This window comes from Celeribacter persicus, from assembly GCF_003050785.1.
In the GTDB taxonomy this organism is placed as follows: Bacteria; Pseudomonadota; Alphaproteobacteria; order Rhodobacterales; family Rhodobacteraceae; genus Celeribacter; species Celeribacter persicus.
The window spans coordinates 1-11,294 of sequence record NZ_QAOH01000019.1; the positions used below are offsets into that span (position 1 = coordinate 1).

The 11,294-nt window shown below is 62.6% G+C and carries 16 protein-coding genes; 14 read left to right on the top strand and 2 right to left on the bottom strand.

The genetic code is table 11. The annotated features are described in order from the left end of the window. The 3 genes from C8N42_RS17340 to C8N42_RS17350 all read left to right on the top strand — a co-directional run. Positions 1–804: HAD-IC family P-type ATPase (locus C8N42_RS17340; RefSeq protein WP_146168287.1), on the top strand; the 804-nt coding region annotated here is incomplete at its 5' end. Then, complete coding sequence (locus tag C8N42_RS17345; protein ID WP_107817798.1) at positions 801–1,502, top strand: VIT1/CCC1 transporter family protein; 702 nt, start codon at positions 801–803, stop codon at positions 1,500–1,502. The genes C8N42_RS17340 and C8N42_RS17345, both read left to right, overlap by 4 nt. Before the next feature lie 135 nt (positions 1,503–1,637). Continuing rightward, positions 1,638–1,799 carry a hypothetical protein gene (locus C8N42_RS17350; protein WP_224557872.1) on the top strand — a complete coding sequence of 54 codons (162 nt, stop codon included), beginning with the start codon at positions 1,638–1,640 and terminating at the stop codon, positions 1,797–1,799. 28 nt (positions 1,800–1,827) lie between these two features. Here C8N42_RS17350 and C8N42_RS17355 read toward each other — a convergent pair whose 3' ends face one another. Then, positions 1,828–2,121: a hypothetical protein gene (locus C8N42_RS17355; RefSeq protein ID WP_028288615.1), complete on the bottom strand. Its 294-nt coding sequence runs from the start codon at positions 2,119–2,121 to the stop codon at positions 1,828–1,830. 352 nt (positions 2,122–2,473) lie between these two features. Between C8N42_RS17355 and C8N42_RS17360 the strand changes: the two genes are divergently transcribed. From C8N42_RS17360 to C8N42_RS17400, 9 genes are all read left to right on the top strand, one after another. After that, entirely contained in the window at positions 2,474–2,944 is a 471-nt protein-coding gene (locus C8N42_RS17360; RefSeq protein ID WP_224557871.1) for a hypothetical protein, read from the top strand. Positions 2,945–2,984: 40 nt separating this feature from the next. Then, positions 2,985–3,923 (top strand): ArdC family protein, encoded by a 939-nt coding sequence (locus tag C8N42_RS17365; protein WP_107817800.1) that lies wholly within the window; start codon positions 2,985–2,987, stop codon positions 3,921–3,923. A gap of 23 nt (positions 3,924–3,946) precedes the next feature. Then, positions 3,947–4,156 (top strand): DUF6330 family protein, encoded by a 210-nt coding sequence (locus tag C8N42_RS17370; protein ID WP_107817801.1) that lies wholly within the window; start codon positions 3,947–3,949, stop codon positions 4,154–4,156. Between the two features lie 88 nt (positions 4,157–4,244). Next, the gene (locus tag C8N42_RS17375) at positions 4,245–4,634 is read left to right on the top strand and encodes a DUF3768 domain-containing protein (RefSeq protein WP_107817802.1); all 390 of its coding nucleotides are present in this window, start codon (positions 4,245–4,247) and stop codon (positions 4,632–4,634) included. Between the two features lie 154 nt (positions 4,635–4,788). Further along, complete coding sequence (locus tag C8N42_RS17380; RefSeq protein WP_043754129.1) at positions 4,789–6,771, top strand: ParB/RepB/Spo0J family partition protein; 1,983 nt, start codon at positions 4,789–4,791, stop codon at positions 6,769–6,771. 76 nt (positions 6,772–6,847) lie between these two features. Continuing rightward, entirely contained in the window at positions 6,848–7,441 is a 594-nt protein-coding gene (locus C8N42_RS17385) for a hypothetical protein (protein ID WP_025042408.1), read from the top strand. Continuing rightward, positions 7,441–8,094 (top strand): DUF6927 domain-containing protein, encoded by a 654-nt coding sequence (locus C8N42_RS17390; RefSeq protein ID WP_024099305.1) that lies wholly within the window; start codon positions 7,441–7,443, stop codon positions 8,092–8,094. Before C8N42_RS17385 ends, C8N42_RS17390 begins: the two co-directional genes overlap by 1 nt. 124 nt (positions 8,095–8,218) lie before the next feature. Beyond that, the gene (locus tag C8N42_RS17395) at positions 8,219–8,545 is read left to right on the top strand and encodes a type II toxin-antitoxin system PrlF family antitoxin (RefSeq protein WP_005668772.1); all 327 of its coding nucleotides are present in this window, start codon (positions 8,219–8,221) and stop codon (positions 8,543–8,545) included. Further along, positions 8,542–9,060: a type II toxin-antitoxin system YhaV family toxin gene (locus C8N42_RS17400; RefSeq protein ID WP_107817803.1), complete on the top strand. Its 519-nt coding sequence runs from the start codon at positions 8,542–8,544 to the stop codon at positions 9,058–9,060. Before C8N42_RS17395 ends, C8N42_RS17400 begins: the two co-directional genes overlap by 4 nt. Before the next feature lie 291 nt (positions 9,061–9,351). Here the strand turns inward: C8N42_RS17400 and C8N42_RS17405 are convergent, their stop codons facing one another. Then, complete coding sequence (locus tag C8N42_RS17405; protein ID WP_007803330.1) at positions 9,352–9,702, bottom strand: ArsR/SmtB family transcription factor; 351 nt, start codon at positions 9,700–9,702, stop codon at positions 9,352–9,354. A gap of 63 nt (positions 9,703–9,765) precedes the next feature. Here C8N42_RS17405 and C8N42_RS17410 point away from each other — a divergent pair, with 63 nt between their 5' ends. Next, positions 9,766–10,617, top strand: coding sequence for a cation diffusion facilitator family transporter (locus C8N42_RS17410; RefSeq protein ID WP_007803328.1), 852 nt, complete (start codon positions 9,766–9,768; stop codon positions 10,615–10,617). 389 nt (positions 10,618–11,006) lie between these two features. Beyond that, on the top strand, positions 11,007–11,153 hold the full coding sequence (locus C8N42_RS21685) for an antitoxin PaaA2 family protein (protein ID WP_153218031.1): 147 nt from the start codon (positions 11,007–11,009) through the stop codon (positions 11,151–11,153). The last annotated feature ends 141 nt before the right edge of the window (positions 11,154–11,294 follow it).

Consider the following 11,294-nt stretch of genomic DNA (forward strand, 5'->3'; position numbering starts at 1 on the left):
CCGACAGAAGTGGCTGAGATCCCGGGCGAAGGGGTCTTGGGTCGTGTGGAGGACCGCGAGGTGATCGTCGGGGGCGACGGCTTCGTGGCGTCCCGGGTCGGGCGGATGGTGGGCGATCACCCCGCCAAGGGCGCCGGATCGGTCCTTGTCGCAGTGGCAGTTGACGGTCACATGGCCGGGCACCTCGTCATGTCCGACCCGCTGCGCGAGGGAGCGGGTGCCATGCTGGACGGTCTGCGCCGCCAAGGGATCTCGCGTATCCTGCTGGCCACCGGCGACCGCGCGGACGTGGCCGAGCGTGTGACGGAAGGGCTGGGCCTCGACGGGCTGCGGGCCGGTCTGACGCCGGATCAAAAGGTGTTGCTGGTGCTCTCTGAGCGTAAACACGGGCCGGTGATGATGGTGGGTGATGGTGTCAACGACGCGCCCGCCCTGGCCGCAGCCGATGTAGGCGTGGCAATGGGGGCACGGGGCGCCGCGGCCTCGGCCGAGGCCGCCGACGTGGTGCTGCTCGTCGACCGGATCGACCGGCTGGGGCCCGGCATCGAGATCGCGCGGGCTTCACGCCGGATCGCGGTCGAAAGCGTTGTCGCCGGGATCGGCCTGTCTGTCATGGGCATGATCGCGGCCGCTTTCGGCTACCTCACGCCGGTTCAGGGCGCGCTCCTGCAAGAAGTGATCGACGTTGCCGTGATCCTGAACGCCCTGCGCGCGCTGCGCATCGCGCCACAGGAGCCAGCTACGGGCAAACCCCAGGCGATCATTTCAGAGCAAGCTGACATCGTTCAAGGAGCCACGCCATGAGCCGTCTATCACATTCTGAAATCCATATGGTGCATCGCATCGGCTGGCTGCGGGCCGCCGTTCTCGGCGCCAACGATGGTCTTGTCTCGACCGCGAGCCTCGTCGTCGGCGTCGCCGCAGCAGGATCGGGAAAGCCGGAGGTCCTTATAGCGGGGCTGGCTGGCCTCGTGGCCGGCGCGATGTCCATGGCGGCAGGCGAGTACGTCTCAGTCAGTTCTCAGACTGACGCCGAACAGGCGGACCTCGCCCGAGAGAGCCGTGAACTCGAGGAAACGCCCGAGGCCGAGCTCGAGGAACTAACCCGGATTTATGTTGAAAGGGGGCTGGACCGCGACCTGGCGGAAAAGGTTGCCGTGCAACTGACTGAACGTGACGCGCTCGGATCGCATGCGCGCGACGAGCTCGGCATTTCGGAAACCGTTACCGCCCGCCCTGTCCAGGCGGCTCTGGTGTCCGCACTGACCTTCGCCGTTGGGGCGGTGCTGCCCCTGATCGTCGTGCTGCTGGTCTCGGAGGCGCAGATCGCTCCCCTGGTGGCGGGATCGACGATCCTTGGCCTTGCGGTTCTTGGCGGATTGGGCGCTTCGGCCGGCGGCGCAGGCGTCGTCCGTGGGGCCACGCGGGTCACGCTATGGGGAGCGCTTGCAATGGCGGCGACAGCCGGGGTCGGTGCGCTGTTCGGGGTCGCCGTAGGCTAGGAGTTAATGGGGTGTACCCGAACCCCGCTCCGGCTGCTTGTTGCGGCAACGCTCGTCAACATCGTGCTGATCATCGAGGTGCCACAGATCGAGTCGCAGCGCGTGGGGTCATAAACCCATGTCCGCAAATGGGTCATGCTGGACGAGATCAACACCGATGTTCTGGAGCGGTCCTTTGTCTGGGAGGACCGCACGCCCATCGGCACGTTCAGTTCCGTCTTCACATCCAAAATCCAGTCCAGCCTGATCGCGCTTGCCAAGTCGGGCGGGGCATCCGTTGTCGATCGGCCGAAGTAATCTCGATCAGCGCGGGGTCTACCCAGTTTCACTTGTTCCCATCGATCCACTTCGACATCAGCTCCTTGTCGCGGAAGCATTCGTCCGGCACGGCGCGGCGCTTGATGCGGGCGAGGCGCTCGGCAAAGGCGACCTGCTTTGATGTCGGGCGGCTGTCCTGCGTGCCCGGCTTCAGCTTGGCCTGTGCGTCGATCCAGGCGCTCAAGGAGCGCCGATCTTGCTGAACCTCACACGGCAGAAGCGTCTGGTTGCGAAGGGCCAGTGCGCGCGCATAGGCGATCTGCTTTGGCGTCGCGGGCAGGGCGTAAGTGGTGCTTTCCATCGGGGATCTCCCTTCTTAGCGTGGCTTTCAACATAGAACATAACAGGAACAAAATCAAGCCACCTGCGGAAATCATGGGGTTTGAGAGGAAGAGGAGGGCCGGGGGAGGTCAGGCCTGAGGATGCCCGAAAGAGGGTGTCCGGGCCTGATCCTGTTCCTCATTGGGGTCTGATGCCGGAAAGTGGAGGATCCTACGTTCTCATGAGCTTTGCATTTAACGCTCCTCGGCATCAGATCCCTAAAGAGTGAAAGTGTTCTTCGGGTTTTGTGACTGACGGATGAGGGCCTTTGGGGTCCCTCAGATGGGTCCGGGCCGGATTCCGGTCTGCTGTTATTGATGAAGGGCATTCCGATGCAAACAGGTGTCTTGTGCGTGTTACGCGCGACCGCCGCCTCGTGGTGGCGGCACAAGGAACTACGCCGAACCGGCCAGACGGGCCAGGCACTGCAGCTCGAGCGTGAGACCGTCCTGCGTGATCTCGGCTATCTGAAGCAGGCGGCGTCATTGCCAAACGCGCACGTGATCTGCGGGGAGGGTGGGACATTCCTCCATCTCGGTTGGACCACCGTTTCGACCTTCGCGCCGATCGAGCGCTTTCCCTTGGCCACTCTTGCGGTCGCACGAGGGACGCCCTTCATCGATATCCGACCCGTCACCGATGTCATTGCCTTCGCGAGACTGCCGCGGGTGGCGCGGGACGGATCGGTCGACCCTGATCCTTGCGGTTCTGGCAGATCCGTCTCGCTGACCGCCTACATCGACATGGTCGAAGCCCTCGGTGCCAGGATCGCCAACGATCCGAGGCCCCTTCAGTCAATCTGATCACCATTCCCTCTCACCAAAACTCGAAAGGAGGCCAGCCATGGCCCGATCCCGCACGACCAAATTCGATGCCTCCGAGGTCATCACAAACGAAATCATCCGCATCATCGAGCGCGGCGTCCTGCCGTGGCGCAAGCCCTGGACCGCAGGCGGCAGCTCACGCCCCCTGCGCGTGGGCGGCGAACCCTACCAGGGGGTGAACAACTTCCTGCTGACGATGCGGACCGTGATGGCGGGCCACAGCTCTCCCTTCTGGATGACTCTGCCTCAGGCCAATGCGTTGGACGCAAAGGTCCGCAAGGGCGAGAAATCCTCTGTCGTCGTCTATTACGGCCAAAGCCGGAAAGACGCGGGCGGCGAGGACGACCGCAGCGATGGCGATGATCGCTCCGAGGAAGCCCGCATCTTCCGCTTCCAGAAATCCTACCGCGTGTTCAATGCCTGCCAGATCGATGGCCTGCCCGACAGCTTCTTCCCAGACCCGGAGCCCGCGCCCGAGCATCCGCCGTCCGAGCCCATCCCGCACATGCAGGCGTTTTTCGATGCCATCGACATCACGACCGTCTTCACGGGCACGGAGGCGTACTATTTGCCCCCCGTGGACAAGGTCTACATGCCATCCATCACGCGGTTCCAGGACCCGCGCAATTTCTACGGGGTCTGGGCGCATGAGCTGGCCCATGCCACGAAGGCCCGGCATCGACTGAACCGTGATTTCGGGTTCTCGAAGTTTGGCAACACCTCTTACGCGCGCGAGGAGATCGTCGCGGAATTGACCTCGGTGTTCCTGGGTCAGACGCTCGGCTTTACGGCGCATACGCTCGAGATGAATGCTGCCTACCTCCATAACTGGTTGCGCGTTCTTCGGTCGGACAAGGGTGCGATCTTCAAGCACGCCGCGGATGCGCAGCGCGCCTGTGATTACCTGATCGCCAGATCGGAGGCGGGCAGGGCAGGGGGCCGAGCCAAGGCTGCCTGACCACAGGGAGAACGGAGACGCCCATGTCACGTAAGGAACCCAAGACGCTGCGGGTGGCCTGCTTCAACGACGGCCGCCGCAAGATCATCACCTTCAAGCACGGCGCCTATTGGTGGAGCCCGTCCGAGGGCGCTTATCCGCTCTCGGCGGCACTTGAGACCATCAAGCACCAAGGCGGCTGGATCGAAACCATCCCCAACCCGAATTACAGACCCAAGGGGCTGTTCGGGTAGGGCCCCTTCTGCTTCTGTCCTGCCGCCAGGGGGAAAAAGAAAAAGCTGGCTTTTGGAAGGGTGTTTCAACTTCTCAAAGGAGCACCCCATGTCCATGACAGGACAACCCCAGACAGACCGCCCTGATCCGAGTGTGATCGCAGCGCAGAACGACGCGTTTCGCAAGCTCGCGTGCCTCGGTGTGCCAACCGCCCAGTCTATCCAGGGCCGCATGCATGTCACCCGCTCAATTATGAGTGCCGGTGACGGCTTCATGGCCGAGGCGGTGAAGGCCACGGGCATGTTCGAGACCTTCGAGCCCGAGAACGATCCCGAAGGATGGCATGATTTCGGGGCGGTCGAGGTCCGCGGCGAGACCGTGTTCTGGAAACTGGATTTGTACGAAGCGGATTCCGACTTCCGCTATGGCGCCGAGGCCCCGGACAATCCCGTGACCACAATGCGCGTACTGACCGTCATGCTGGCGCGCGACTGGTAGGGGAGGGGACACCCCTCCTGACAGCCCAGGCGATGAAGGCCCGCTGACCCCTCAAAGGGAGAGTGGGCCTTTTGTTGTGGTGATCCCTGAAGACGGGGATTGGCCGCGCATCTGAATGCGCGGGCCGCTCCAAACCCACCGAAAAGGAAACGCCATGACCACAAGCTTCAAACCCGTCTCCGTCGCCATCGGCGATCTGGTCTCACATCCCGCCAATGTGCGCAGCAACTCGCCGGAAACCTATGATCCTGAGAACATCGCCCATCTGAAGGCAAGCATCGCCGTTCTGGGTCTCCTGCAGCCGCTCATGGTCCAGAAGCTCGACGGCAAATATGCTGTCCTCGCCGGTGGCCGTCGGCATGCCGCGCTGAAGGAGCTGGTCGCGGACAGGGCCGCGAAAGGCTTCACGGCGAAGGCCAAGATCGACTGCCGTCTTGTGCCAGAGGATTGCGATGTCACCACGGCCCTGTCGCTCGCTGAGAACATCACCCAGGCGCCGATGAATGCCATCGACGAGTTCGAGGCTTTCGCGCGGATGATGGAGGTCGACGACCAGACGCCCGAGACGATCGCAAAGACCTTCGGCACCACGGTGGCGGCCGTGAAAGGCCGGTTGCGCTATGGCCTGATCCACCCCGACATCCGCGCCGCGGCCCGGGCCAAGACGATCACGCTCGACACGATGAAGGCCTTTGCGGAGCATCCGAGCCAGGAGGTGCAGCGCGAAGTCTTCGAGGCGCTCACCAAGGAAGATAGCTACCTGCAGGCCTATACGGTCCGCCAGGCGCTCAAATCCCGCGGCGTGCAGGTCAGTGACGATATCGGGGCCTTCGTGCGCGCGGACTACGAGGCGCGGGGCGGCGCTGTCGCCGCTGACCTTCTGGAAGAGCATTCCGTGCTCGAAGACGCCGCGCTGGTCGAGACCATCCTGCTCGAGAAGCTCGGTGCCGCCGCCGAAGAGGCCCGCATAAAGCTGGGCTTTGCCTGGGCCGATGCCATGGTCCGCTATGATTACGCGACCATGGCCGACTACGGCCGCGTTTATCCCGGCCCGATCGAGCCTGATGAGGCTGCGCAAAAGCGCATCGATGAGATCACCGCCGAGCTTGAGAAACTGCAGCTCGAGATGGAGGATGAGGGGCTCGAGGACGGTGCCTACAACGCGCTTTACGAGCGCGTGGACGCCTTGGAAGAGGAAGCCCGCGACCTGCAGGAGGCCTACAGCGCCGAGGACCTCGCGCGGTCTGGGGTAATCGCGTCCTGGTCGGGCGGGCAGGTGACCCTCCATGTTGGCCTCGTCCGCCCGGAAGACACCGTCAAAAAGGAGGGCGCGCGCGGCTCCTCGGCTAGCCCGACCGGGGAGGAGGCCCCAGACGCCGGCGAAATCACCTATCCGGCCTCACTGGCTGAGGACCTCAAGACCGAGCGAGCCATGGCGCTTGGGGCCGCGATGGCGCTGCATCCGGAAGCTACGCTCGATCTGACGCTCTTCAAGCTGGTGAGCGACGTTCTGGCCAGCGGCATGAGTGTCACGCAGGCGATCAAGATCGATGCCCGCAAGGAATACCGCAGCCATGCCAAGATGGACGAGATCGACGCAACCTCGCTCGAGCAGGTGGCGGCGGCGCATGAGGCGCTTGATCTGTCCTGGCTCGATGACACCCGCGCGCCCGCCGATCAGTTCGCGGCGTTTCGCGCGCTGGAGGCAGGCGAAAAGGCCAAGCTCGTGGCCTATGCCACGGCCAGCACCACGCAGTCCTGCTTCGCGCGGGACCGCCAGCGCGACAGCCTGATGCATGCGTTCGAGATCGAGATCATGCCCGACATCCGCTCCCACTGGACGCCGAATGCGGCGCTCTTCAACCGCTTCAAGAAGGCTTGGCTCCTGAAGATCCTCGGCGAGGATCTGGGTCTCGCCCAGGAGGCGGTGACGCTGGCCTCGTCGAGCAAGAAGGAGATCGTCGCCTTTTGTGACAAGCTCTTCGCCGAGCCCTTCGCCACGCTCACGGACGCGCAGCGCGCTGCCGTGGCCGCCTGGTGCCCGCCCATGATGCAGACAGCCGGTGTCGCCTGTGATGAGGCGGAGCCCGCGGCGGAAACCCCGGAGCCTGACGGCGACATCGCGCAAGCGGCCTGAGTCCTCACGCGACCCGCGCGTGGACCATGCCGCCCGCGCGGGTCGACCCTTCCAAACCGAACAGAAAGACATCCCCATGGCTATTCTCAAGTTCTCTGCCTCCGCTGTTGCGGCGCAAATCGCACATGCGCGTGCCTGCAAGACCTTCCTGCCCAACTGGAACGGGCCCGTGGACAGGCCGGCCCTGATCCTCATCGTCGGCAATGGTGTGCATCTGCGCTCAAACGGCATCGATGGCACGACCACCCGTATCGTTACCACCGAGCAGGCCGATCCCTCCTTCGCCTTCGCCGACGGCATGAACCCGTTTCGGGACACCGACTGGATGGCGCAGCGCCGCATGGCGTTTCGCGATCTGACCGGCCAGTTTTACACCGACATCCTGGATGACGTGCAGGTGCTCATCGACCGGGGGCGAGGGGCCATCCGGCTCGCCACCGATGGCCACAGCATCCGCGTCTTCGTGCGCCGGGCCTCGGACTATCTCATCGGCGGGACCTACGAAGTGCCCTCGGGCCTCGGTGGCACCTTCCGGGTCATCCTCAAGGATGCCTGCGACACCTTTGCGATCGTGCAGAACTGTGGCAATTGCGAGGATTTTGACGCCATGCAGCCCTACCGCGTGCCGCTCGATGCGCTGATGGAAATCGATGACCGGAGGGCGGCGTGATGGGTTGGCTCTTCTACACCGACGGCCGCGTCCAGACCTACGCGGATGAGAAAGCGGAGATTGCTCGGCTGTGCACCTTCGAGGGCGAAAGGCGCAAGACGGAACTGGTCAAAGCCTGCAAGGTGGGTTCGACTTGGTACGCGGCGGCAAAGGTCACAAATATCGACGGCACCCCTGTCGAAGACACGACCTATGTCACCGATGCGGATGGCTCCATCACTTTCGCCGCCGTATTCCTTACCCGATATGATGACGGCTGCTGGGGCTACAAGGACATGGAGGAAAGCGCGGGACCGGTCGAATCCCGCGCGCCACTGAGCCTATTGGCCCTGCTGTCCGAGCTGAAAGACCCAGACAGCTATGCTCATGCCTGGCGCCAGCGCTGCCAGGACTGGGCTGCGATCCCGGACTACGAGGAAGGCGACAAGATCAAGCTCGCCACCCCTGTGACGCTCACCGATGGCAGTACCTGCCAGATTGTCACCGCGACCCACTACAGGCGTGGGCGGCAAAAGCGCCGCTGCTACCGCATCGAGGAAACTGGTGGGCTCGTACGCCTGTCGAAGGCCTCGCTTGCGGGCTCGGAGCTGCTCAGCTCCACGAAAGGTGCGGCTAGCCCGGTGCTGGCGGAGTTCCTGGCGGGGCGAAATTAGGTCCTGCGCCGGACGGTTCATCGACCTGCCCGGCGACAGCAGATGCTGCGGCTTGTCTTGACGAGGCAATGCAAATGCATTACCTATCGCGGGCAGCAAAGCCCCTTTTCTTCAGGAGACTGCCATGACAGCCCTCGCACAAGATGTCTCGAAACTCACGGATCGGTATCAGACGACCGTGCCGGCGGGTGTGCGCAAACAGCTCAAGCTGGGCAAGGGCGACCAGATTCGTTACTGCACCGAGCCGAGTGGCAGGGTCTATATCGAGCCCGTGCGCAGCGACGAGGAAGATCCCGTGCTCGGAGCCTTTCTCGATTTTGTCGAGGCCGATATCAAGGCGCATCCGGACCGCATTCGGGCTTTCGATGGGGCTTTGCATGACCGTCTTGCAGCACTGGTCGGAGACGTTGATGTCGATCTCGATGCGCCGCTATCGCTCGAGGATGAATGAGCGGCGATAGCGTGCCCGCCCAAGCGCCCCTTGTCGTGAATGGATGGTCGATTTATGCGCATCCGCTCTTTCTGGATCAGCTCGAAGGGCTGATTGAAGAGGTCGAGGCGCGTAAGGCACGCGATCCTAAGACCTGGCGCAAGAAAAACCCGACGAAACGGCTGGCCGCCATCTTCAAGCTGGTCACCGAAGCCATACCGGCAGATCCGGGTGCCGCCGCCTTCCGGCAAGGCGGCACACTCGGCGATCACCGCAAGCACTGGTTCCGGGCGAAATTCTTCCAGCAGTATCGGCTGTTCTATCGGTTCAACAGCGATGCGAAGGTCATCGTGGTGGCCTGGGTGAACGACGACAAGACCCTGCGCGCCTATGGCAGCAAGACGGATGCCTATGCGACGTTCAAAGGGATGTTGGAAGATGGCAATCCACCTGACAATTTCGACGCGCTCTTGAAAGAAGCTGCAGCGGCAGGCAAGCGGTTCGAGAAATCCCTTGAAGCGGTGCCTGATTGGTAAGTGGGGTCGAATGCTGGAAGGGGCAGAATCCTACGCTGAGGCTGTCCGTAAAGAGGTCGTTCTGCCCTACAATCTCCCGTCACCCTTGAGCCGAGTGAAATAAGCGACATTGGTGTGTCATATGGCTGGTACGATGAAATTCTCAGAAGTCCCTCCCTATCCGTACACCAGCCGTTCGCTGCATCGTGTACGAACTGGTAAGATGCGGACAAAGGGTGCATTCGCTGCGGATGCGCAGATGGCTGCTTCAGGTTTGGCGCACCGATAGGACATTGCAGCAGGTCGCGCCGGTTAGTCCGTATAGCTTTGGCAGGCATCAACTCCGTTGGCTGTCGAGGCAAGTAGCTGATCTGCATCACGGATGAGATCGGCGACCCGCCTGTCCGCCAGACGATACCGAACGAAGCGGCCTTTGCTGCGGCGACTGACCAGCCCGCATTCCAGCAGACAGCGCAGATGGTTCGAGACGTTGGGCTGACCCAAACCCGTATGCCCGACGATTTCCTGCACGTTGCGTTCGTCCGACACCAGCGCATCGAGGATCGTCAGACGGCTGGGATCGCTTAGGCCCCGGAAGAGCTTTGCCCGCAGTTCCAGTGTATCGGGTGCCGAAAGATCGTCTTGAATGTTTTGCGCTGTCATATCATTATCCACTGATACGTTAGCAGCGTACCTTTTCGCCCGCCACCACAAAAAGGATCGCACATGAGCCAGCCCGATAACAGCAAGTTGGCGACAGCCTCCTCCCCGATCCGAATGCGGGTGCAAGGCATGGACTGCGCGAAAGATGCCGCCGAGATCGAGCGCGCGGCCCGGTCTGCGGGCGTGGCCGAAGGCGACGTGAAAGTGTCCGCCGCCACCCACATCATGACATTGCGGATCGCGGACGGCGATCTGCCGAAAGTGCGGCCCGCGCTCGACGCGACCGGCTACGGTTTCGAGAAGATCGAGGACGGCGATACATCGTCCGATCCGGCCTACAAGGACCCGAGCTATCGCCGCGCGCTCTGGATCGTGGTCGCGCTCAATCTCGGATACGGCGTGGTCGAAATGTTCGGCGGGTTCCTGTCCGGTTCGCAGGCGCTGAAGGCAGACGCGCTCGATTTTCTGGGCGATGGTGCGATCACGTTTCTGGGCCTGCTCGCCATCGGCTGGAGCCTGACATGGCGGGCGCGGTCGGCGATGATCCAAGGCGTGTTTCTGGGCCTTCTGGGCCTTGGCGTTGTCGGCAGCACGCTCTGGCGTGTCCTCAACCAGACCACGCCAGAAGCCGGGTTGATGGGAGCCTTCGCGGTAGGTGCGCTGATCGTAAACATCCTCGCGGTGCTGCCGCTGCTAAAGCACCGCAAGGGTGATGCCAATATGCGAGCCGTCTGGCTGTTCTCTCGCAACGACGCCATCGGCAACCTCGCCGTGGTCATCGCCGCCGGGCTGGTCGCGTGGCTTGGCAGTGCATGGCCCGACCTGATCGTCGCGTTCGCGATCGCGGGGCTTTTCCTGCATTCGTCGTGGATGATCATCCGCGATGCCCGGAGTGACTTGGTGGAAGCTGACTAACTCCATCATGGTGCGACGCGCCGGACGAAAGCCGACATTCGCGCGCCCCGCAGCATCGGTGAGTCTGGGCTCGTTTGAGACCTTCGCGGCATCCCGCCCCAACGTCGGCAATGGTGTGAAGGGGCGTCTGTGCGCAGATGTTTTGGTCATCCCCATAATGTAGAGATCTCAAGAGTCTTATCGTCCGGGAAGTTTTGCTGTAACGTTCGATCATCGCGTGAACGGGGAATCCGAGTTGAAACAGCCTTCAGACCGCAAAGAGGCTTGCGACAAAGTCAATCTGTCCAAGGTCCATTCTCCCTACCGCCGATCTCGGGTCGCTCTGAGCGTTGCAGCTATGCCGAGAGACCTAGGCGAGCTTCTGGATAGGCGCCTCGAGGACCATCGCCGTGACCGGTGAGATGACGTCCCATGATGCCTGGTTTCGGTCCAAGGTGAAGGAGGCACTGAATGACCAGCAGGCCGCGACACCGCATTCCAACGTGATGAACCTTGTGCAGGCGGTGATTGATGAGAAGCGCCGCCAACAGTCTTGAACAGTGCGTTCTGTTCTTACCTGGTACCTTCGTGCGTTTCGGGGTGTTTTGGTGGGTTGCCGCCGCTTCTTCTGTCAAAAAATTGTTTGCCGATCGGCTGCGTGACTTAGCCTTTGATTCCGACAAGGGCGGGTCGCGCTC